At 43.4% G+C, this 24,543-nt stretch carries 18 protein-coding genes and 1 pseudogene; 5 read left to right on the top strand and 14 right to left on the bottom strand.

Translation table 11 applies throughout. The annotated features are described in order from the left end of the window. Positions 1-4 precede the first annotated feature (4 nt). Positions 5-781, bottom strand: a complete 777-nt coding sequence (locus JMX93_RS10685; protein WP_499204689.1) for an enoyl-CoA hydratase — start codon at positions 779-781, stop codon at positions 5-7. 342 nt (positions 782-1,123) lie between these two features. Between JMX93_RS10685 and JMX93_RS10680 the strand changes: the two genes are divergently transcribed. The 4 genes from JMX93_RS10680 to JMX93_RS10665 all read left to right on the top strand — a co-directional run bounded on the left by JMX93_RS10680 (position 1,124) and on the right by JMX93_RS10665 (position 5,901). Beyond that, positions 1,124-2,278, top strand: coding sequence for an acyl-CoA dehydrogenase family protein (locus JMX93_RS10680; RefSeq protein WP_499204688.1), 1,155 nt, complete (start codon positions 1,124-1,126; stop codon positions 2,276-2,278). Positions 2,279-2,405: 127 nt separating this feature from the next. Next, entirely contained in the window at positions 2,406-3,671 is a 1,266-nt protein-coding gene (locus JMX93_RS10675; protein WP_499204687.1) for an MFS transporter, read from the top strand. A 158-nt stretch (positions 3,672-3,829) separates the two neighbouring features. Further along, complete coding sequence (locus JMX93_RS10670) at positions 3,830-4,675, top strand: IclR family transcriptional regulator (protein WP_499204686.1); 846 nt, start codon at positions 3,830-3,832, stop codon at positions 4,673-4,675. Between the two features lie 131 nt (positions 4,676-4,806). Further along, positions 4,807-5,901: an NADH:flavin oxidoreductase/NADH oxidase gene (locus tag JMX93_RS10665; protein ID WP_499204685.1), complete on the top strand. Its 1,095-nt coding sequence runs from the start codon at positions 4,807-4,809 to the stop codon at positions 5,899-5,901. Between the two features lie 261 nt (positions 5,902-6,162). Here the strand turns inward: JMX93_RS10665 and JMX93_RS10660 are convergent, their stop codons facing one another. From JMX93_RS10660 to JMX93_RS10640, 5 genes and pseudogenes are all read right to left on the bottom strand, one after another. After that, positions 6,163-7,551: an ApeA N-terminal domain 1-containing protein gene (locus JMX93_RS10660; RefSeq protein ID WP_499204684.1), complete on the bottom strand. Its 1,389-nt coding sequence runs from the start codon at positions 7,549-7,551 to the stop codon at positions 6,163-6,165. Between the two features lie 463 nt (positions 7,552-8,014). Continuing rightward, a pseudogene (locus JMX93_RS10655) lies at positions 8,015-9,195 on the bottom strand (aldehyde dehydrogenase family protein). A gap of 48 nt (positions 9,196-9,243) precedes the next feature. Continuing rightward, complete coding sequence (locus tag JMX93_RS10650) at positions 9,244-9,453, bottom strand: hypothetical protein (RefSeq protein ID WP_499204683.1); 210 nt, start codon at positions 9,451-9,453, stop codon at positions 9,244-9,246. A gap of 116 nt (positions 9,454-9,569) precedes the next feature. Continuing rightward, positions 9,570-11,372, bottom strand: coding sequence for an acyl-CoA dehydrogenase C-terminal domain-containing protein (locus JMX93_RS10645; RefSeq protein WP_198332312.1), 1,803 nt, complete (start codon positions 11,370-11,372; stop codon positions 9,570-9,572). A 63-nt stretch (positions 11,373-11,435) separates the two neighbouring features. Beyond that, positions 11,436-12,464: a TRAP transporter substrate-binding protein gene (locus JMX93_RS10640; protein WP_499204782.1), complete on the bottom strand. Its 1,029-nt coding sequence runs from the start codon at positions 12,462-12,464 to the stop codon at positions 11,436-11,438. A gap of 754 nt (positions 12,465-13,218) precedes the next feature. On the opposite strand from JMX93_RS10640, the gene JMX93_RS10635 reads away from it, so the two are divergent. Further along, the gene (locus JMX93_RS10635; RefSeq protein ID WP_499204682.1) at positions 13,219-14,268 is read left to right on the top strand and encodes a hypothetical protein; all 1,050 of its coding nucleotides are present in this window, start codon (positions 13,219-13,221) and stop codon (positions 14,266-14,268) included. A 155-nt stretch (positions 14,269-14,423) separates the two neighbouring features. On the opposite strand, the gene JMX93_RS10630 is transcribed toward JMX93_RS10635, so the two are convergent. From JMX93_RS10630 to JMX93_RS10595, 8 genes are all read right to left on the bottom strand, one after another. Continuing rightward, entirely contained in the window at positions 14,424-14,879 is a 456-nt protein-coding gene (locus JMX93_RS10630) for a MarR family winged helix-turn-helix transcriptional regulator (RefSeq protein ID WP_499204681.1), read from the bottom strand. A gap of 99 nt (positions 14,880-14,978) precedes the next feature. Further along, positions 14,979-16,874 (bottom strand): feruloyl-CoA synthase, encoded by a 1,896-nt coding sequence (locus JMX93_RS10625; protein ID WP_499204680.1) that lies wholly within the window; start codon positions 16,872-16,874, stop codon positions 14,979-14,981. 58 nt (positions 16,875-16,932) lie between these two features. Beyond that, positions 16,933-18,381 carry an aldehyde dehydrogenase gene (locus JMX93_RS10620; protein ID WP_499204679.1) on the bottom strand — a complete coding sequence of 483 codons (1,449 nt, stop codon included), beginning with the start codon at positions 18,379-18,381 and terminating at the stop codon, positions 16,933-16,935. A 160-nt stretch (positions 18,382-18,541) separates the two neighbouring features. Further along, positions 18,542-19,372, bottom strand: coding sequence for a p-hydroxycinnamoyl CoA hydratase/lyase (locus JMX93_RS10615; protein ID WP_499204678.1), 831 nt, complete (start codon positions 19,370-19,372; stop codon positions 18,542-18,544). A gap of 923 nt (positions 19,373-20,295) precedes the next feature. Then, entirely contained in the window at positions 20,296-20,946 is a 651-nt protein-coding gene (locus JMX93_RS10610; RefSeq protein ID WP_198332305.1) for a hypothetical protein, read from the bottom strand. A 204-nt stretch (positions 20,947-21,150) separates the two neighbouring features. After that, positions 21,151-21,444 carry a hypothetical protein gene (locus tag JMX93_RS10605; protein ID WP_499204677.1) on the bottom strand — a complete coding sequence of 98 codons (294 nt, stop codon included), beginning with the start codon at positions 21,442-21,444 and terminating at the stop codon, positions 21,151-21,153. A gap of 131 nt (positions 21,445-21,575) precedes the next feature. Beyond that, a complete protein-coding gene (locus tag JMX93_RS10600; protein ID WP_499204676.1) occupies positions 21,576-23,030 on the bottom strand; it encodes a NosD domain-containing protein in 1,455 nt (484 codons plus the stop codon). A 437-nt stretch (positions 23,031-23,467) separates the two neighbouring features. After that, positions 23,468-24,543, bottom strand: a 1,076-nt coding sequence (locus JMX93_RS10595) for a TRAP transporter large permease (RefSeq protein WP_499204675.1), incomplete at its 5' end; no start/stop codon positions are given.

Here is a 24,543-nt window from a genome sequence, read left to right as displayed (position 1 = left end):
CAGATTAATAGCCTTTATACTCTGCAGAGCGTTTTTCCAAAAAAGCTTTGGCCCCTTCTTTTTGGTCGTGGGTATCAAACAGTATCTGAAAGGCTTTACGCTCCAGTGCTAGCGCGCCCTCTAAGGACATATCAACACCTAGATTTGCCACTTCTTTGATTTGCGCTAAGGCAATAGGAGAATACTTTGACAGCTGCTCAGCGATCTCAATGGCGCGAGTGATGGTAGCCTCATCGTCAACGACTTCAGAGACCAGCCCCATTGTATCCGCCTCATCAGCGCTGATCATATCGCCAGTGAGTACCATTTTCATGGCCTTATGTTTGCCAATGGCACGAAACAAACGCTGCGTCCCGCCAGCACCTGGCATGAGTCCTATTTTGATCTCGGGCTGTCCAAATTTGGCAGACTTGCCTGCGACGATAATGTCAGCATGCATCGCTAGCTCACAGCCACCGCCAAGCGCATAGCCATTGACGGCAGCAATAATGGGCTTGCGGCAATGAGTGATGGCATCCCAATAGCGCTCGCTATGGCGCAGATACATATCAGCCGTACTGATCGTCAAGAAATCATTGATATCAGCACCAGCAGCAAACACCTTATCACCACCCGTCAGCACGATCGCTTTGGTTTGTGGATCCTCATTTAACTGAATGAACAAATCTGCCATTTGTTGGCGTAATTCAGCGTTTAGCGCATTGCGTACTTTGGGGCGATTAAGTGTGATGACACTCACGCCCTCTCCTTGTTTTTCACAAATAAGGATTTGCTCTTCCATGATCCACTCCTTAGACATCATTCCGATATAAAGTACAAACGCATATTAAAACGATTATTTTGAAATAAAAATATCGCTATGCGGTATTTAATATCAATATATACTGTTTATTTTGATTTGTGAAGGGTGAAAACCCGCTGAATCGAAAAATAATATGTGAGTGATAATGGATAATTATTATAAAAATACCGCATTGCGGTTTTTTAAACCAAAACTATTGTAATTTAATAATCCATGGATTATGCTGTTTAGCAAGGTCACCAAATTACTGAGTACAGCACTACTAGCACCGTCAAAAAGCCGTTATGACTATCAGGCATTAATCAAACAAGGAAGATTCACATGATTAGAGATAAAGAGACCCTCGACCACATCACCCAAACGATTCGCAACTTTGTTAACGACGAACTGGTTCCTATGGAGCATTGGGTTGCAGAAAACGACCGTCTGCCAGAAGACATCATTGAGCAGATGCGCGAGTTAGGGCTATTTGGGCTAACTATCCCTGAAGAGTACGGCGGACTGGGTGTCACGATGGAAGAAGAAGTGACGTTGGCATTTGAGCTGGGACGCACCTCCCCCGCGTTTCGTTCATTAATAGGGACAAATAATGGTATTGGCTCATCTGGTCTTGTGATTGATGGGACTGAAGAGCAAAAGCAGAAATATCTGCCTCGCCTCGCCAGTGGTGAAATCATTGGTTCCTTCTGTTTGACCGAGCCTGAGTCAGGTTCAGATGCCGCCTCATTAAAAACGACGGCTATTAAGGATGGTGATACATACATCATCAATGGTACCAAGCGCTATATCACTAATGCGCCTCAAGCTGGCGTATTCACTGTCATGGCACGTACGGATCCGCAAAACAAACGCTCGGGCGGCATTTCGGCATTCATTGTGGAGAGTGACACGCCGGGTATTACCTTGGGCAAAATTGATAAAAAAATGGGGCAAAAAGGCACGCATACCTGCGATGTAATCTTTGAGAACTGTGTCGTGCCAGCTGATGCGCTCATTGGCGGTGTCGAGGGTGTGGGCTTCAAAACTGCCATGAAAGTCTTAGATAAAGGGCGTTTACACATTGCGGCAGCCAGTACTGGAGCCGCCACTCGCATGCTAAATGATGCGCTCAACTATGCCGTCGAACGTAAGCAATTTGGTCAACCCATTGCCAGTTTTCAGCTCATTCAAGGCATGCTTGCTGACTCAAAAGCAGAAATCTATGCCGCCAAATCCATGGTGCTAGACGCTGCACGTCTACGTGATGAGGGCAAAGATGTCGTTACTGAATCCTCGTGTGCCAAAATGTTTGCCACCGAAATGTGTGGCCGTGTTGCTGATAGAGCGGTGCAAATTCATGGCGGTGCGGGCTATATCGCAGACTACGGTATTGAGCGCTTTTATCGTGATGTTCGGCTATATCGTCTGTATGAAGGTACCACGCAAATTCAGCAAGTCATTATTGCCCGCAACATGATCAAAGAAGCCAGCGAGTAATCACGCATACTGATTCACCCACCAAAACACAAAGCGGTATTTGCTAGGATGCTGATGCCGTTCCCTCTATCTCTACCACCACGCCTCAAATTAGTCTTTCATTCTCACAACGATAAGGATATACATTGTGAAAAGTGTCGCTATAACGTCCAACCCAAATGTAAGCGCTGCCCAAAAACAGCCTTGGAAACTCGCCTTTGTTTTTTGTTTCTTAGTTTTATTATGTGATGGGGCTGATATTGGTATTCTTGCCTTTACCCTATCTAGCCTAAAGCAAGAATTCGGATTGTCCAATGTACAAGCTGGCGCGCTAGGTAGTTGGTCATTATTTGGCATGGCGATTGGCGGCGTTTTTGGCGGCTGGGCCTGCGATCGTTTTGGACGGGTACGCGTGATTGTTCTGGCTACTGGGATGTTTTCAATCCTATCTGGTTTTAGTGGATTTGTACAAAGCTATGAACAATTTATAGCACTCCGGGTATTCGCGTGTTTGGGTCTGGGTAGTTTGTATATCGCGACCAATACGCTCATGTCAGAGATGGTACCGACTAAGCATCGAACTACTGTACTTGCTGCGCTCATGACAGGCTTTACGCTCGGGTCTTTGGTCATTACAAGTATTTCAGCATGGATTATTCCCAGTTATGGCTGGCGTACATTATACCTTTTAACATTTTTACCCATTCTCCTTTCAATATCCATGTATTTCCTAGTACCTGAACCACAATCTTGGAAGGAGTCTCGTGCGCGTAAATTGAGTGGCGAGAAAAACACACTGCCAAAAGCGGAAAATCCCTACAAAGCCATATTTGAAAACCCCAAACATCGCATCATGTTCATATTATGGTCAATGAGCTCAGGGCTTTTACTATTTGGATATTTTGGCGTCAGCAATTGGCTGCCTTCTTATCTAGAAACTGAACTGGGTATTAAGTTCAAGGAGATGGCACTATATATGGCAGGAACTTATCTAACCATGATGTTTGCAAAAGTGATCGCAGGTATAGTGTCTGATAAAATTGGACGCAAGATAGTCTTTGCATTCGGGACGATGGGTACAGCGCTCTTTATTCCACTATTGGTATATTTTCATACTCCAGAAAACATCGGTTGGCTGATGATCACTTTCGGTTTCTTGTATGGCATCCCTTATGCTATCAACGCCACCTATTTAACAGAAAGCTTCCCTACGGCTATCCGAGGTACGGCCATTGGTGGAGCATTCAATATCGGGCGACTTGGTTCTGTGATTGCCCCTGTCGCTATTGGCTACATGGCGATGCATAACTCTATCGGTGCAGGTTTATTGCTGATGGCAGGCGCGTACTTCTTATGCGGTCTTATTCCGACGTTGTTTATTAAAGAAAAGCAGTATGATCCTCAAGAGGCGTGATAATGCCTCTTATGACGAATATCACTACCGTTCATACCGCATAGCGAAACAATAACTCCGCATCGTGCTATGCTGAGACTATAAATATACATTAATATAGTATAATTAAAGCGATAAACGATATTTGAATGAACTTAATTGGGGATAATAGACCACCTATGACGAATGACACGCTTGCCAATGACAACGCTAATAGTGAGATGCATATGGAGTTATTAGAACCCATTGCAGAGATGCGTGACAAAAACGACAGACAGTTTGTCACTGCATTGGCTCGCGGTCTCGAGCTGCTGCGCTGTTTTACCCCGCAGCGCCCTTATTTGGGTAATCAAGACCTCAGTCAGCTGACAGGGATTCCTAAAGGTACCATCACGCGTCTGACGTACACCTTGGTAAAATTAGGCTATCTAAAACAGTCTACCAATAGCAGCAAGTACCAGCTTTCAACAGGCGTGCTTGGGTTTGGCTATACGATGATGACCAACATCTCTATCAATAATCTCGCCACCCCTTATATGGAAGAGCTGGCAGATTATGCCAATAGTGCGGTGGCTATGGCGACTCGCGATCGGTTGATGATGGTCTATCTCAATGTGGTACAAGGCGCAGGTAGCACGACCATGCAGCGCAATATCGGCTCATATCTCCCCATTCATTTAAGCTCGATGGGTCGCGCTTGCCTAGCAAGTATGCCCCCTGCTGAGCAAGAATTTATCCTAAATGCGATTCGCAATAAGTATAAAGATGATTGGTTAAAGATCAGACGAGGGCTAGACAAAGCCTTTCAAGATTATCAAGATTACGGCTATTGTTTTTCTATCAGCGAATGGCAAAAAGATGTCAATGCGGTTGCCATTGCGCTAATGCACCCGACGGAAGGGTTGCTCACCTTTAACTGCGGCGCGCCAAGCTTTATCTTGAGCCGCACCAAGCTAGAAGAAGACATCGCCCCTCGCCTGCTGCATATGAAAAACATGATTGAGAGTAATTTATATATTAGCTAGCGTCACTTAAATGCACCCTATAAAAATAACGAGTCATCCCCACCAACTATTCAAGCGATAATCGTATAAGTCATTGATATCGCTTTTACATTGTATTTACATGCCTTTAGACACGTTTTTAAGGATTTACCATGAGCCAACTTTTTTCGCCTTTAAAGCTTGGGCAACTCACATTAGATAACCGTATTATCATCGCACCCATGTGTCAGTACTCTGCCAATGATGGCGCGGCAAGCGATTGGCATACTATCCATTTGGGCCAAATGAGTTTGAGCGGTGCAGGGCTACTTATTTTGGAAGCGACGGCGGTCAATCCGCAAGGACGCATCAGCTATGCGGATTTGGGATTATGGGATGACAGGACACAAGCGGCACTGGATAAAACGCTCACAGCAATCAGGCAGTACAGCCCGATGCCGATAGGCGTACAACTTGCCCATGCGGGGCGTAAAGCGTCAACCAAAAAACCGTGGGATCGCGGCGGTTCGATTGCCCCTGATCAATTAAATGGCTGGCAAACGGTGGCACCTTCGGCGCTGGCGTATGACGAAAATTCAAACGTGCCCAAAGCAATGGATCAAAATGACATTGATGCGTTAATAAGCGATTTTGTGAATGCAACAAAACGCGCAGACGCTCTGGGCCTTGACTTAATTGAACTTCATGGTGCGCACGGTTATCTATTACATCAGTTTTTGTCGCCACTCTCTAATAAGCGTGATGATCAATACGGCGGCAACCTTGAGAACAGAATGCGCTTGTTACTTGACGTATTTACAGCGGTTCGAGCCGAATTTCCAAGTGAAAAGCCAGTGGGTGTGCGTGTTTCTGCAACCGATTGGGTTGATGGCGGCTGGGATCTTACACAAACGATCGAACTGGCTAAAGCACTAGAGGCATTAGGCTGTGATTATATCCATGTGAGCACAGCAGGACTTAGCCCACAGCAGCAAATCCCTGTGGAAGCGAACTTTCAAGTGCCTTTTGCCACAGCAATAAAAGAAGCCGTAGATATACCCGTCATCGCAGTGGGATTGATAACCGAAGCACAACAAGCGGAAAGCATCATTACTGAGCAGCAAGCGGATGCAGTTGCATTGGCACGCGGTATGCTTTATGACCCGCATTGGCCTTGGCATGCTGCGGCAGAGCTTGGCGCAAAAGTAAAAGCCCCTAAACAATATCTGCGCTCAAGCCCACACGGTAAGCCCTCTCCAATAGAATAACGGTATAGGCAATACTGGCTCAATTGGTTACAACCGATTGAGCCTTACCGTTATAAATAAAGCCGTTAGCGAGTACTGTTCAGTTCTGAAGCGTTTAAAATGCTAGGTTAGGCTGTTTGGCACAATTAAAAGAGGAATAAATATTTATGCCGTTAAAGTTTTGACTGTCAACTTGGTAACATGAGTGGATTATGCCGACTCCTCAACAACAGGCACATCTTTGCTGCTTTTGGCGCCAAAAACGCATAGTTAATTGACTTGTTAGATTTCATCAAACTTCTGTTTTAGCTTGTAGTTATTACTTAGTATTCTTTGAATATCAAACTCTTCGAAACCCAACTGCTGTAGAAGATGAAGCTGAAAAACAGCTTCCATTTTTTGGCATAGACTCCATAGCTCTGAGCCTTTCACAGAATCTTTTTCAAGCTCTTCGCTATAATGAGTAAGATAATTTCTAGTGTTGACTACGCTTCTAATAAACTTATTGCGCTGCTTTGAATTCCCGAGGTAAGACTTGTAGGGCTCAATAATCCGTTTAATCCTTTGACCAAGATTAATTTCATTGCCATGATACAATCGCCCCCGCAACCATCTTCTATTTTGCTTTGGGCAACTCCATAGAATAGATGCGATCATTGCCCTAAACTCTGCTTCATCTTTCAAGGTCTCATTCGATGTTCTTCTATGATACGTTTCTAGACCTTGTGCAAGTGCCAAGAATTTTCCATCCAGATATTTGTGATCTCCAGATACTGCGGAGAAGTACAGCCCAAGGGAAGGACGTATTATTGAATAGGTACTAAGCCATTGATTAAATACATGTTCAGCATTTTCACTAATGTCTGCAAAACGAAATAGCATTCTATGTGTGTCAATTTTAGGTACATTATCCGAGAAAGGTAGACTGGGGTAGTATAGTTTCATAGTTACAGGTATTGTTTCCCCCTCTGAAATTTCCCTGACTATCTCATTTGATGTTGCAGATATGTCACTAATCGTGACTGTAGAATCAACCGCAAAACCAAGCAAGTACGTAATCCGATGTATAATCTTGCTAAACTCTGAAAACTCTTTGGCATCATCAGATGATAGTTTGAAGTATGTTCGATGAGTTATCCTAGCTTCTGTTGTATTAGCAAACCCTGGAAGCGTATATCCAAAAAAGATATGTAACTTAAACCCTGCTTGTAAGTTGTAAACTATTTCTTCCTGAGGAATATAACTTATAGTTGCTGTTTTGTAGTCATTGCTACGTGAAATTTTTATCCCTGTTATCCCTACCCACTCATCTATACCTTCTACTATAAAAGAAACAGTATTAAAGGTAATAGCCTCGTCTTTATCGTAAGCAACTCCGCTAATGACTTTATGGACATGAACAGTTGATTTGCTTATACCACCAAATGTAATATTCTTCTTTCTATAGAAACAGTTCTCTAGTGTAACAAGACCATCTTTTTCTACGTAACCAATAATTCTTCTTAAGTCATCATCTCCACTCAAGGCTTTTATACTTTCGTCGAATAGTCCTACCACCTCAAGCTCAATTTTTCCACCATCTAAAATAGTTAAGGTTCCTGGTATTTTTTTATCCTCGTTTCCAGGTAGCCAAAAGTAACCAGAATTTTTCAATTCTTCTTTAATTCTCATGCGGTTTCCTTATAGAATTTAATACCTCGTTAAGAGGCTCAAATAGTCACTTGGAATAAGCAACGAAGTAACATACCAATTGTTTTTTGTCCTTTTAACACCTTATTAAACCACGATCTCCGTAACAACGTCAGCTTTTACCGTGTTCGCGATAAAGCATTGCTCATGTGTTTAATGATGTATTTTTTCAAGTTGCGCCATGGTCGGCTGCTTATCACCTATGAATTTAACCTGTGGTTTTAGAATTACTTATTTCGCTTCAGCCTCCTGTCTTTCTCGACCGCTCTAATATACTTTAGCACTCATAACCTTATTAGCTTACCCACATTTGTTAAATATAACTATCAAAATTAACCTCAAAAATCCTCGATTTTCAATCACCCAAAACAAAACCATGACGACCGTAAAAGGTCATCATGGTTTTTTAGATACAGAATTGCTCTATTGGCTAAAGCACACTTGTTTAGATTGGATAAGCGCGTTGCTCCGTTTGTACCGATACCCACTGATAGGTTGTGAACTCATCAAACGTGATGTGACGACCAAAACGCCCGATACCTGACGCCTTTTCACCGCCAAAGGCAATACGTGGTTCATCGTTGACACTCTGATCGTTGATATGCACCATACCCGTTCTCCAGCCAGCGGCAAATTTTTGCGCGCGTGCGATATCGGCTGAGTGTACAGCTCCGCTTAGTCCAGCGTCGGTATCGTTGGCCAATCGCAGTGCATCCTCATCACCTGTATGTAAAATCAAAGTCGCGACGAGGCCAAACATTTCTGTACAAGCAGAATAGCCATCATTGGTACTTTTGAGGATATATGGATAAATAAGTGCCCCTTCACGTTTGCCTTCCAGTAGTATTTCAACGCCATCTTCCACAGCACGTTTTACCGCTTTTACCGCTTCTTCCACACGGATCACTTCTTTTTCATCGATCAATGGTCCGACCAGTACCTCAGGTCGTGACGGATCGCCGACGTTGAGCGCTTTGGTATATTTAACGAATTTCGCTGCAAAATCATCAAAGATAGACTCATGAACGATAATACGGTTGGCTGACATACAAATCTGGCCACTATGTAAGAAGCGCCCAAAGACCGCCGAACGCGCTGCATAATCAACATCAGCGTCGTCCAGAACGACAAACGCATTATTTCCGCCAAGCTCCAAGATAGTGCGCTTGATGCCGTGACCCGCTTTTTCACCAATACGCTGTCCTACTTCAGTAGAGCCAGTAAATGAGATCACCCGTGGGATAGGATGCGTGTAGAGTGCATCGCCAATTTCAGAGGTTTTAGGTACAACGACGGATAGTACGCCAGCTGGCAGTCCTGCCTCTTCAAAGATTTTGGCCAGTAAGACCCCGCCACTAATAGGCATATTAGTGGTGACTTTAGTAGTACCGCATTGCCACTTGCAAGCGCGGTGACGACCGAACGCATGGCCAACACTAGTGGAAAATTAAAAAGGCCAATAACGGTCACCACACCGACAGGCTTACGAATGATGCGATTGATTTTGCCAGGGATGGCAGAGCGCGCAACAGTTGTTTCTAATAAAAACGGATATTCTGCCGCTACCTTCATCGTCCCAACACAAGCATCGACTTCGATACTGGCTTTAATGACGGTGGAGCCCATCTCACGCACCAGCATATCAATTAATTCCTCACGGCGATTGATAAGGACTTACACGGCTTGCTCGATGATATAACTCATGGGGTAAGGGTTGGTCATGCTCCATTCTTGCTGCGCCTTTTCTAGTGCGATATATGCGTCATTGAGATTATCTAAGCTTGCCGCTTTAAAGGTAGCAATCTCTTCACCGGTAAATGGATTACTCGTCACTAATTGATGGTTTGAGGTGCCATCACACCACTCTCCAGTGATATAGTTCATATTCAGATTGTTATAGCTAGACAGGTCATACTCCTTGTCGATCATAATAAAAACTGCTGGTTAATAGTCAATGCATCGTTAAGCGAATAGATAACAAACTGATATTTGCAATTGGATCACGCAGGTTCAAAATAGGCCAAATCAAACGCCATCATGGATTGGCTACCCGCTTGAGCCATCTCTATATGCGTTTGCATTCGCGGTAACACATGATCGATAAAGTAGTCTGCCAATTTAAGCTTATTGGCATAAAATGCCCCTTTCTTATACTGGCTGGCCGCCACCATCATGGCATACATATAGGCAAAACACAGATACCCAGTGGCGTGTAGATAATTGACCGCACAGCCATTCACATCATCGCTCCGCTCATCCATATTACCTAATAATGTATTGGTCATGCGCTCAAGGTCATCAGCCGCAGTCAGTGTGGCTTGCTTGATGCCATGTTCCCCTGACATATTGGCAATAAAACGGCGTATTTCAGTTAAAAAATCAAACAGCATGGCACCACCATCTTTGGCAACTTTGCGCCCCAGTAGATCTAGCCCCTGAATGCCGTTTGCACCTTCATAGATTTGGGCAATGCGTGCATCACGTACGATTTGCTCCATCCCCCAATCACAGATATAACCATGCCCGCCAAATACTTGCTGGCAGTCAACCGTTGCCTCAAACCCTTTATCACTCAAAAAGGCTTTGGTAATCGGGGTCAATAATGCAACACGCGCATTGGCCGTGTCGATCATTTGCTTGTCATGACTGTATTTTGCAATGTCCAATTGTTTGGCAACATACATCGCAAAGCAGCGAGACACTTCAGCATGAGATTTGGCATTAAGCAGCATGCGGCGTATATCAGCATGATGAATCAAGGCGTCTGCTAATTTATCAGGATTTTTTATCCCAGAATCACTACGTGACTGCAATCGATCGTTGGCGTAGGCGGCAGCATTTTGATACGCCAATTCTGTGACGGCAATGCCTTGCATACCGATAGCCAGACGCTCGTAGTTCATCACCAGAAACATAGAGGCAAGTCCTGTATATTCTTCACCCACCATCCAGCCTTTGGCCTGATCAAAATTGAGCACGCACGTTGCTGAGCCTTTGACCCCCATTTTATGCTCGACAGAACCCACCGAAGCGGCGTTTCGCGCACCGATTCGGTCGCCACCATCAGCCTCTTTTTCAATCAAATATTTGGGTACAATAAATAAAGAAATACCCTTTGAGCCTGCAGGGGCGTTGGGTGTTTTTGCCAATACCAAATGAATGATGTTTTCTGTCAAATCATGATCGCCGCCGGTCACAAAAATCTTGCTGCCCGTGATGTCGTAGCTGCCATCGTCATTGGGCACGGCTTTGGTTTTGATCAGGCCCAAATCCGTCCCTGCATGTGCTTCTGTCAAACACATCGTGCCTGCCCATTCGCCAGCGTATATTTTCTCCAGATACCTGTCTTTTTGTGACTCGGAAGCTGACTTCAATAAGCACAGGCCTGCACCCAACGCAAGGTTGGGGTAAAGCGCGAACGCTTGATTAGTACTAAACATCATCTCTTCTTGAAACATCGATACCATTTTAGGAAACCCTTGCCCGCCATACTCTGGCGTTGCCCCTAGGCCAACCCAGCCGGCCTCTTTATACTGATCATAAGCCTGTTTAAAACCCGTCGGCGTACTGACTGCGCCATAGCCTTCTTCATCATACGAAAAACCAACCCCTTCTTCATCGCCGCTACGATTCAAAGGCAGCAATACATTTTTGGTGAACTTGGACAATGCTTCAAGCACGATATCCACCGTATCCATATCAATATGGTTCAGGCTTTTGTTGACCTGCCAAAATGATGGGGCATCAAAAACATCCGTCAATAAAAAACGTATGTCTTGTAGCGGGGCATTATAGATATGCATAAATATTCCTTCTGATAAAACCTAACATAAAATAATGGGGCGTAATGATCTGCTCAAGCATTTTTACACCTTACAGGCTTCACTAGCCGCTTTTACCTTCTCATATACTGCATCGGCATCGACCCCATTTTGATTTACAGAGTTGAGGTATTTTTTCGTGCCTTGTTTTAAGAGACTTGACCATGCTGGGTCATTGAGTGGATCAGGAATATCAACAATAGTACTACCCGCGTCTTTGGCAGCTTGCAGAGCTTCCCTATCGTCTTCAGTCAGCATTTCTCCCACTTTTTTGGCAAAGACCATGCCAGAGTTATCATCAATAACTTTTTGCAAGTCAGGTGGTAGTGAATCGTACTTTTCTTTATTCATATTGATGACCAAGCTAGAAGAATAAAGCGGGATATTGGTGTGATTGTCGACCAGCTCATTCACACGAAATATGGGTACGCCATCCCAAGGCAAGCTCAACCCATCGATGACCCCACGCTGTAAAGAGGTATAGATATCGGTCGCAGGTAACCCGACTGGCGCGGCGCCCATACTTTCTATGATGTCACCAGCCACGGCAGAGGGGCGGCGTATACGTAGGCCTTTCATGTCGTCAGGTTTGGCAATCAATTTAGTGCTATGAAGTACGCCAGGTCCAAGACCGTAAAGCGATATGACATGAGAATCTTCATACTCGCTTGCGATAGTCCCGTTGTCATACAACGTCTGCATCAGACAGCTCATCTGAGACCCTGAGTTTGATAGACCTGGTAATTCAGCGATTTGTGACAATGGAAAGCGGCCACTAGTGTAACCCTGTAACTGTATGCCTATATCCACCCTACCGTTTACCACAGCCTCATACGTATCAGAGGGTTTGGTGAGTGTAGATCCAGGAAAATTCTCGATTTTGATACGACCATTGGATTCTTCTTCGATTTTTTTGGCCCAAGGTTCAAATATCTCCGCATTCATGGCCGATGGTGCAGGCATGAAATGTGACATACGCAAGACTACCACCTCATCCGCGCCGCCATTTTTGGCTTCTGAGCCACTGCTGCAAGCCGTCAGACTCAGTGGTAATACCAGTGATAATGCCAACATAGAAAGGCCGTGGCGTAAGTTGAGAGTAGCCTTAGTACGAGTATTTCTGAAATGCGCGTTATCGCTAGACATGATCAAATCCTTTTGATTAATAGAGTGAGGGCGACGTCATATTTATTTCTTGTATTACAAAGCGGACGACTCAAATATACCCTCTTATTTGAAGCCTTAATCGCTACGTAACCACTCGTTATATTATAAACCTTCTTTATAATATAATTTTTAAAATTCATCTATAAATTTATAAATCCCTTAATATTGGTACATAATACGGTTTATAATATAAATATGTCAAACTATTTTATAAAGAAGCTTGACAATAATTTAGATAAGTTGCTATCTTGTAATACGCGTTAACACAACCTTAATAACTGGTAAACAACTGCATTTTTCCTATCAATCATAAGGGGGTTTACTACGCGTTCAGTAGTACGTGTCATAGGTACTCAAACGTCTGTCTCATCTCTCTCTGTCATACACCGCTATCATCATACGGCGAACAATAAGGCTTTGTGCCCCGCCGTGATGTCATGTGAGTGTGCGTTATTCTTGAGAAAGTAAACAGTAAAGAGCGAGCGTTAAAGAGCTGTGGTTAGCGCATAAAAGTAGAAAACAAAAGGAATTGGTTAGTGCCAGATGACATGATCTGCACTATTTTTTATAGGCTAAAGTCGCTATAAGCAGTGGCGAATAGCGCGCGTGATTTTTAGCACGTGTGACTTTGGTTTTAAAATAAACACGGAGTGTGACGTATATGCGTAATCTAAAAACGGTGTTGTTTGCGGTATCCACCTTATCCCTATGTACCCATGTACAAGCAATAGATGTCGTGACTGACGGGGACACAACGCTAAGTATCGGGGGATATATTAAAGCTGAAGGGATGTTTATTTCGCCCGATGACAAAGATTCTGATTTTGAAGGCAATATCAGAGAATCGAGAATTAATCTCAAAGCCACTACGCTCGTTGATAACAAAAAACTGACAGGCTTTATTGAAGGCGATTTTTATGGCGATTTTACGGGCTATGATAGCGGCACGCCTGAATTAAGGCTACGCCACGCTTTTATGCAATATGACAAATTTACGGTAGGTAAGACCTGGAGCGGTCAGTTTTTTGCCGTTGCCCCGCGTCTCACGGAACAGCTTGATTTCTATGGCACAGGCTTTGGTACCATCGCTGGTAGTGGGCTTTATGTTCGTCCAGACCTAACATTTCATTATGTGAATGACGGACTACGGGTGACCGCGCAAGATCCTGTCTATGACGATGCCAACTTACCTGATATGGTTGTCAGCTATAGCGACAATATCGCCGATTTTGGCTACACTGCCGCCGTGACTGGCCGTGAAGCGGGTACAAGTATTGAAGATGATTCGGATTCAGACATCGGTATTGGTGCGTCATTAGCGGGTAAGCTCACGCTAGGAGATGGGTCGCTACATGGTAGTGTCTATACTGGCAAAGGTATGGGGGTATACTCAGGCGTGTGTACCACAGGAGCGCTCACTCCAGTCAGTGTCAACTGTGATGCCGAGAATGGTAAGCTTGTCTCGCAAACGGGCTTTAGCGTCGGCTATAGTCATACTTTTACGCCAAAACTGCGCGGTAACATGCGCTATGGTGAGGTCAATGTGGATGATGAGGCTGACAACTCAATCGATATAAAAAGTGCCAACCTTATTTATACCTACTTACCCGATCTTGATGTTGGTATTGAGTGGCGCGATCGCAGCGATACCACCCTACCATGGCGCTTAAAAGGTCAAGAAGTCGAGGTGATGGCCAAATACAAATTCTAAGCAGTCATCATTCTAAACCGCACTGTTATTAGCTTAAAATAAAACCGATACGTTTATGACAACGTATCGGTTCATTTCTGCTTTTACTGAGGCTTTCCACTTAAGTCCTTATAAGCTAAAGGTCTATCAAATCTCAGTGTCTCTTTAGTCTTGTTTTAAGATTCTTGTTTTAAATTCGCGATCAATCGCTGTACTGTGGCTTTTAGCATTATAACATTCTCAGCAGGCAGCCCCGCGAGCATCATATTTTCAAAATCCATCGCTTTTGCCTTACATCGCTCGTACACTGCTTGCCCTTCTAACGTCAAGCCAATCAGTAAAATACGTCCATGATTGGGATCGTCACTTTTACTGATCCACCCCTTCTCTTCCATCGTTTTGATGATTTGATTAGAGGCTTGCGGACTGATAAATGATCGCGACGCCAGTTTAGCATTTGCCATTTCACCATGCAGATGAAGGTTTGATAGCATGGTGAATTGGGGCAAACTGACATCCAACTCTGAGAGTAATTCACTGAGCTGTTGACTAACGAGCTTGTCGAGCTTACCAACGCTATAGCTAACGGTTGGCGCATTGCCAGTAGGCTTGCTTGACTGTATGTTATTCAATGGATTTTCCTTGCTCGACAGTATTAGGTATTCTAGAGCGTGTCCTCATTTAGGCACTTTCGTTCAGATTGAAGGCACACTCTAGCGTGTCATGTTAAGCTATTTGGCCAAAAACCTCAATTTATCTGCTTTGTCTTCGTATAATTTATCCGTTTCTTTCACTCTATTATTGCGCAGTTTTCGTTGATTGAGAGTGCCTTTGTCGGTTTTCTCACCTTCAACCACATTAGGCGGAGTTTCCATCAAATAGATACGGGCAATTATTTTTGAGCTGGCTTCATAGCCGTCATTGATGGTACTCATGAAGTGGCTAAACCATGCCTGCAATCGATCATGCTCTAGTACCTGCTTAAGTTCAGTATCATGCAGCTCGGTTAACTTACGTGCCACTTTTTCTTTTACAAACACAAAAGCCCCGATTTCACTTTTGCCTTCACCCGTCAATACCACATCTTCGATCAGCTCCATACCTTTTAATACCATACGGTTACGCAGTTCGCCCACGTTGACAAAAGTTCCTGTGGTTAATTTAAAATCCTCAGCGATACGGCCATCATAGACCAAGCCCTCTGAAAGATCGTTAGGGTTGTAAGGCAGTACGCCATCACCGCTGCAGTAAAATCCTTCGTCATCAAAACTGTCTGCTGCCTTGGATGTGGCAGTATCATGCCGCCAATACCCTGGCATCACATGGGGGCCTTTGATACGCAGCTCTATTTTGTCCTTCATCGGCACCAGTTTAATTTCAACACCTGCTGCAGGCACGCCCACAAAGCTTGCCGTGTCGTTTGATAGACCCGTGGTAAAGGTACAAGACGGTGAGGTCTCTGTCATACCGATGCCCGACATGATGCGGATTCTTTCGCCGCAGTGTTGATAGCTGATATCGCCCAGCTGTTGCCACAGCTCTGCCGATAAACTGGCACCGCCAAAAAAGTACAAATCGACCTTTTTGAAAAAGTTATCGCGCAGTGCCTCATCTTCCTCTAAGGCATTGGCAAGCATCGACCACCCAACGGGTACGTTAAAGTACTTACTGGGAGAGATTTCTTTAAGATTGCGAATGGTCTCATCAAACTTACCGGCAACAGGACGACCATCATCAATATAAAATGTCCCGCCATTGTATAGTGCAATGCCAAGGTTGTGACTGCCACCAAAGGTATGATGCCAACTGAGCCAATCGACCAATACCAGTGGATCGTCTTCTGTCAAACACAGTCCTTGCTTGAGCATTTGCTGATTACTACACAGCATACGGTGGGTTGTGGGCACGACTTTAGGGTTGCCTGTGGAGCCTGAGGTAAAGAGGAACTTGGCAATGCTGTCTGCTGACATTTGCTTATGGGTTTGCTCAACCGCATCCGTCGCCTCAGTTGCCAGCAAATCATTCAGATTCAGGCACGGCTCGCCATCAATATTGCCCGTCGATGTGATGATCGGTTTGTCCATCTGACCACAAGCCTTGAGCTGACGCAAAAACCCTTTGCCATCACCCGCATAAAACAGAGCTGGCGTGAGCTTTTCGATCACGTACTGCAACTTATCGGGTTTTTTGGCCACCAATGAATAGGCAGGTACGACCAAGGCATAAGGCACATTTGCCAGCATCGCGCCGCACATGAGTAAGAACACCTCAATTGAATTCTCAGATAAGATCATCAACGGGCGCTCTTCTGAGAGATCATATTCAAGTAATGCCTGAGCAATGCTACGCGCCTTTTTTAACACATCGCTGTAGGTCAGTTTGACCCAATCGCCACGCTCATTGGTGGCGACATTTAGCTCACGTTGCGCAATCAGTACTCTATCGGGATATTTTTTGGCATAGTCGTATAATTTATCAAATAAAAAATCGGGATAATCGTCCAGCGGTGTGGTAGCGTTTATGTAGTGAATATCGCCTTCTGAATCATACTTTTGGTGAACGACAGCATCGCTACTACCGACAGCAACGGCACGTTCTGGATAGCTGTGATAGGTAAATTGGGTCATGAAATATTCCTTTATTTCTAATTATTTGCTTCCTTTTCGTACTTTGTTTTTCCTTACATCAAATCGGATAATGTTTTGGCGTACTACGCATGGTGACCCAGCGAAGTTCAGTAAATTCGCTGATTGAAGCTTTACTACCAAAACGCCCATAGCCGCTAGATTTGACACCGCCGAATGGCATAGGTGCTTCATCGTCTACAGTGGCAGAATTGATATGACATATGCCACTTTCAATGCGTTTGGCAAGATTCATAGCGCGTCCAATATCTTTGCTAAAGATAGCAGCAGACAGCCCAAACTCTGAAGCATTTGCTTTCATGATTGCTTCATCATCGTCTGCTACTCGCTCTAAGGTACAGACAGGACCAAAAGACTCTTCCGTATAAATTTGCATTTCTGGAGAGATATGCTCTAACAGGATTGGGCTAACAGCCGTACCGTTAAAAGTGTAATCAGTAATGGCCTTAGCGCCTTTATCTTCTGCGTCTTTTACCAGAGCCTTGATACGATCAGCGGCTTGCTGACTTATCACATGGGCAATATGTACTTGGTCTGTTGGCAAACCAGTAACAAAACCATCAATCTTTAACTTAAGATACTCAATCAGTTTGTCCGCAACTTTCTCATTGACCAAAACACGCTCTGTACTCATACAGATTTGACCTTGATTGAAAAAAGCACCAAAAGCAATGGCATTGGCGGCTTCTTCGAGATCTGCATCTTCACAGACAATAACGGGCGCTTTTCCTCCCAATTCTAGGATAACTGGCTTTAGATATTCAGCGCATTGTTTTGCAATGATTTTCCCGACATGCGTTGAACCTGTGAAGTTGATACGCTTGACGGCTGGATGTGCGATTAGAGCCGTCACTACACTTGGTGCATCTTCGCAACTATGCGTCACCAAATTGACGACCCCTTCGCCTAAACCTGCATCATTTAGAGTCTGGATCAATAGCTCATGAGTAGCAGGGCAGTTTTCAGAGGCTTTGAGTACCACTGTGTTTCCACAAGCCAATGGCATGGCAAGGGCCCGCGTCGCCAATATGATAGGAGCGTTCCAAGGAGACATTCCTACCACTACGCCGCAAGGCACACGCCAAGCCATCGCCATACGACCTTCAGCATCGCTGGGAATAATATCACCTTGAATTTGAGTGACCATTCCTGCTGCATCACGCAGCATATTGGCAGCTACCTGCACATTAAAACCGTACCATGCACCACTTGACCCCATTTCAGTCATGCCGATACTGATAAACTCCTCTGCCCGTGAGGCAAGTAAATCGGCAGCTTTTAGTAACCGTATTCTTTTTTCACTCGGTGGTAGCGCTGACCACATTGGAAAAGCGGCGGCGGCGGCCTCAATCGCTTTATTTGCATCATCAGCCTTTCCAGCAGCTGCTTTGGTGACAACGTCACCAGTAGTTGAGCCAATATGGTCAAAGGTACTGTTGTCGGTTGCGGGGCATGATTTACCATTAATAATCATTTGGACGTGATACATATTGGAGTTCCTTTTCCAGATAGAAGTAGACGCTATTTAGATTTTATCTTTCATTTTTTATTTAATAAAATACTGAAAGCCCTTTGCTAGAAGGGCTTTACAGCAAAAAAATTATTGTATTTTTAATCGGTTATTTCACAAGTCTATAACTGCAAGACGCTTATCGCTTGTACGTTTGTAGCCCAGGCTTAATGCTTTTTTCGTCAAGGAACTGACGCATGCCTTCAGCGCGGCCATTTTCTGGATCACGCATAGCGCACTGATCAATCTTGGCGTAGAGATAGTCTTCATTTTGATCCCATGTCAGCTCACGACAGCGCTTAAAGCCATTTTTTGCATAGCGCAGCACGACTGGATTTTTTGCGAGCAGTACCTTTGCCACTTGCTCTACTTCCGCCTTTAGCTCCTCAAGTGGGACACTTTTATTAACAAGACCCATCTCTGCTGCTTTTTTACCTTTAAACGGTTCGCCTGTCATAATGTAGTATAGGGATTCGCGGTGACCCACCGTATCAGCCATCGCTTTACTCACAAGATTGCCCGGTGGAATACCCCAGTTCACTTCTGACAAACCAAAGGTGGCTTCATCAGCACAGTAGGCCAGATCGCAGGCCACGAGCGGCGAAAAAGCACCACCGAAACACCAGCCATTCACCATTGCAATAGTCGGTTTGCTGTACATGCGCAGTAGTTGCCACTGCCATCGACAGGCGTCTCTACGCGTTCTTTCTTGAACAATCTCAGGCTGGCCATCTGTCTCACGGAAGTATTCTTTTAGATCCATCCCTGCTGTCCATGCACTGCCTTCACCAGTGATAACCACCACTCCAGCTTCAGGATCTTGCTCTAGCGTTTCTAGTATGTCGATCATTTCTCGGTTGAGCGTTGGGCTCATGCAGTTACGTTGATCTGGACGATTGAAAGTCACCCAAGCAATATTTTCGGTCACTTCTACTTTGACGGTTGTCCAGCGGTTTTTATAATCTGACATAGTGTGCTCCATGATGTATGTTATTACTTTCCTGATAATATATAAATAAGTGTTATTCAAAGAATCAACATCAATTCTTAAGCAGGCAATTGAGACTAGCTTAGAGAGTGACTAATAACGTGCTGCTGATCTTGACTTAATATTATCAATAAAGTTGATAACTTGTAAAGCTGTTTTAACAGGGAACTAATATTTAAATACTCTGATTATTGATAAATAACCATATATAGTAATAATACCTATCATTTTACTGATAAAAATAGGAATTAATGGTGGTTTTATCATAAGTAAGGCAAAATATATAACACAATATTTCTACGAATACCTATGACAACTATCCTATTTAATAAACTTAGTTGATAATAAATTATATGTTTCTAGCAGACAAACATATCAAACATCAGTATTTATAGTGAGGTCAGCATAAAATCATTACCCTTCATACTATCAGTCACGTTACTTGAGTCTCTTATTGTCAACACGAGCTTAAAATCCAAAAAAAACCATGCCGTCATTGAGGCGGCATGGCAATAAAACAGAAATGAGGGACTGAGCGAAGACACGAATACCATTGCATCGTACTCAGCCCTATCAATAAGGCTTAATTCAGCAACACCAGCGAAATTGACGTGAAGGCTACCAGTAACACCAACCGAACCAAATCCGACACAATAAACGGTGCCACCCCTCGAAACATATCGGAAAGCTTAAGCTTAATATGCGGTGCCATCGCCTTAATTACAAAGATATTCACCCCAATTCAAGTTAAGAGACTTTTTGTCTAAGTAATTTGATTACGTTGCCAATTTATTTTTTATTGGTTAATGATCATACCAATTTAATAATCCTATTGGATATATTCATACAATATACCCGATAGCAGGTTTAACAGAGTCGATGGTCAGTTAGGAGGTTTTTAGATTTCATTCGCAGGGTGCTACCGGAACGAATAGAAAGCTTAGGCCTGTTTCGACGGGTCGCCACACGAAATCGTAGCTGCCTTTCAAAATGATAGGTGGCCCATATGGATTTTTAGTCCTATAGACAAGTTCCGTACCAGCACTATAACTTTGACCTTCTCGAAAATCGAAATCTTTAGTATCCTCAGAAAATTTTTGTTGATTGATATAATGAGAATGATCAGTGGCCACCAATAGAAACCCGACATCTACAAAGTTTCCATAGCGCTCAAGATTATGGATATCCTTGAAGACGTCATATCGATTATTTGGCTCACGGTAATTTACTTTCTTGAAATATTTAAGCTCAATAGCACAAGAGTGTTTCTCACCACTTTTAACATTCTCTAGCGAAAACCAAATATCGATTTTAGCCTTGTCGGTTTTACTTTTAAAAAATGTACCACCGCTCAGCGTGACATTTTTCTCGATTTCGATATTGAATATTTCATTTGGCGTTTCCTCGTAGAGTTCGCCAATTGTTTTTAAAATTGACGCAAACTGTAACTGTAAGGAAGCCTCATTGGACACTTTGATTCGTTGGCCTGTTATTTTCCCGCAAAGACGATCGTAGGCTATTTCAACGATCTGTTTAATTCTCGCTTCATAATTCATGCGTTCCAACTTCCTTTATATCTAATAGCTTATTCAATCTCATTGCGTGGTTTATAGCCTCCCAAAACAACTGTCAATAATATTATTGGATAAGGCTATAACTACTATTTGCGGATATATTACACTTTGATTACGATCATCTAAAATAAAATAAGTCTTTTTTAACCTCATCAGAAAGTATATTTGTAGAAGGCTACCCCCATATTATTTAGTAACCAGATCATCTTGGCTCTCGCCTGTTCGGATTAAGCCAAGAATCTTTTCTTCTACACATTCGGGAGAGCGAGCCGCCAAGCCAATATTGCTTATTTCCGCTTCAGCAGCGTTTTGCCCTTCTTCAACAAGCTTGCGTCTAGTCAGAAGCACTAAGTTGTTAAGCTCAAGAAGCTCACGATAAGAAACAGTATCAATATCCTCTGTCGACGCATATAAACCGCGTCCTGCATCGTTAACTAGCGCATCGATATGGCCAAATACTTCCAAGAGTTTTGAATACATACATCTGAACATAACGATTAAAACTGGTCTCAAAATACGTAGTTTTAAAATACAATTTACTATTCCTCACAAATAAAAACTATGATGACATTAAAAGGTTATCATGGTGTTTTTCAATATAGAACATGGCCTTAAGGAACAACTATAGGCGCACTGAGCTCAGAAGTTGCACCTAGATGATTAGTTAATGTAGCTGTTACTGTGGATATTCCAGTTATAGGTTTTAAAGATACCTCTGCTGTTCCTCTAGCATTGGTTGTTACCATTTTCGATCCAAGATATTTTTCAGCTTCTTGAGAAGCTGCTTGAGTATTAGTAAAAAATTCTAACTGGTAACTCTGATTCGGCTGCGCATTGACTTCTGCTACGATTATGCCTTCTTTGACAATTAGCGTGGGTGTCTGAATGGCTTGGTTGGGTGTGCTATTACAATTTTTTTGACCTAGCTGGGTACAGGTTTTTTGCAGCTTTGCAGCTTCGATGACCACACCACCGCCACGAGAGCCAACAAAGTCAGCATGTTCTAATCCAGGAACCTCAAAGATAATTGAACCTACACGTTGACCTGATACACAAGAACCACCTGCCTCACAACGCTTAATGTCCTTGCCATTATCCCAAACTAAGTTTTTAGTTAAAGTAGTACGGGCATTATTGTCTTTCTCTGAACGTATCGCAATGCCGATACGGTTACCATGCACTTTATTACTATCAAGAATATTGCCATCGCCCGATAAATTGAATCCAATCGAGTTGTTAGTTAATTCGTTATATGCGATGTAATTACGTTTACCCCAGTTAATTTGCAAACCATCAGAATAATTTTCGAATTTATTACCAACCACAGTATTATCGTTGCCCCATAAAATCTCAATACCTTGTGAAGGCTCTGGATTAGCTTTGGTCGAAATAAAAGCATTATTTGCTACAAGGTTAAATGCTGCACCACGTGTAAGCTCTAAACCGTCACCGTTATCGATAAACAAGTTATCCAACACTTTATTGTTGTTGGTTGTCGTTGAAGTTGGATTACCTTGACCATCATCACCAGTAAGCATAACACCTGATCCACCATAATTATTACTAATGCGATTATGTTGAATTAGATTATTACTTGAACGATTAATTAACACACCAATACAGAAGCGATGAATATCTAAACCCTTTAACGTCACACCATTAATATCTTGTATTACCAATCCAGGTAAGGTCATTGTACGCACGTTGGTTCCATATTGTTTAGGATTAGCTCCTGGACACGCTTTCGCACCTTCGCCCTTGATATATTGCGAACCATCAATTGCAATATACTCTCCTGTTTTAGCCCACTGCGCTCCAATAATTTTTACTGCAGATTTTATTGGTGGCAATGGTTTATTAACTTGAATAATATAAGGTGCTTTACCAACAGCTTGAATTAAAATGTCATTTTCTTGCGTGTTGTTAATATTAGATTGTTCAATAGCCCAGCGTAGTGTTCCTTGTGAATTATCATCGGCATAACTATCTACTATGTATGTATCAGCCTGTACAAAACTGCTCCAACTTAAGGCCATGACACCCAATACTGAAATCGTCTTTTTCATCTATATTCCCTTATTAATGACTGATTCTTTTTGCTTACATCACACTTAGCACATCACACAAGATCGCTTCCTAAATTTCGCTTGTATTTGGGCCAATAATCTCTAACAGATAAAAGTCTGATGTATTGACTGCTCCATCTATTGCTTTTGGTAAATACGCCTTTATAAGTGTTCCTTCATATTCCATACTCTTCGCTAATTGTACAAAACCAATATGCGGCAATCGAGACCTGACACAGACTCATCTGTCGTAATCTTGCCAAACGAGAGCATTGCACCGTATCCAAATATAGTGGTCTAAATGAAGTATGACTACGCCCTTATAAAGTAAGGTCTATATAATGCTACGCATAACAACACGCAGCATTGTGAATAATATTAGGCACTAAGATGACAAGGCTGATAATAAAGTGCGCTCGCAATCTAAGTGACAGACCTCAACTTAACAACACCAGCGAAATCGCAGGGAACATAACCAAGATTACTAATCTAACCAAATCCGACACAATAAAAGGAGCCACCCCGCGGAACATATCGGACAGCTTAATATGTGGCGCCATCGCCTTAATCACAAAGATATTCATCCCCATTGGCGGCGTAATCAAACCTAATTCCACCGTCAGCACCGCCACGATACCAAACCATACCGGATCAAACCCCAATGCTAGAATAATCGGATACACCACTGGAATGGTAATCACCAGCATCGCTAGCGCATCCATAAACAGACCCAGCAAGAAATACATGATCAAAATACAGATCAGCACAATCATCGGACTGACAGCCAAGCCACCAATCCAAGACGCCAATGTATAAGACAAACGCGACACTGAGATAAAGTAACCCAAGGCTTCTGCGCCCAAGAGCATAAAGAACACCACTGCAGAGAGCGCCAAGGTCTCAATCAAGGATTGCTTGAGACCATCCATGCGCATACCTTTCACGAACGCATAAGCCCAAGAGACAAAGGCACCAACGGCCGCACCTTCTGTCGGGGTAAACAACCCAAAGAAGATACCAGCGATAATCACAACAAAGATAAAACTAAAAGGGATCAAACCAGTAAGTGATACAAACTTGGCTTTCCAAGACGTTTTCTCACCGCGCTTTGCCAGATGCGGTTTCCAGCGCACCATAATCATCACCGTGATTGAGTACATCACCATCCCTAACATACCAGGTAAAAAACCTGCGATAAACATATCACCAACCGACTGCTGGGTTAGGATGGCATAGACCAGTAGCGCAATACTGGGCGGGATCATAATACCTAACGTGCCACCAGCGGCTAAAATACCGCAGGCAAAGCCGGGTTGATAGCCATACTTCTCCATTTGCGGTAGCGCAACCTTAGTCATAGTGGAAGCTGTGGCTAAGGATGAGCCTGAGATAGAAGCAAAGATACCAGAGGAACCAATACCTGCAATACCAAGACTTCCCCTCACCCCACCAAAGATAGTTCGTGTAGCTTCAAACAGCTTCCCTGCCATCCCTGAATGAGTGGCAAAGACGC

Origin of the sequence: Psychrobacter muriicola 2pS, from assembly GCF_904846535.1 — a bacterium.
Classification (GTDB): domain Bacteria; phylum Pseudomonadota; class Gammaproteobacteria; order Pseudomonadales; family Moraxellaceae; genus Psychrobacter; species Psychrobacter aquimaris.
This window is presented reverse-complemented; position numbering and strand designations above follow the sequence as displayed.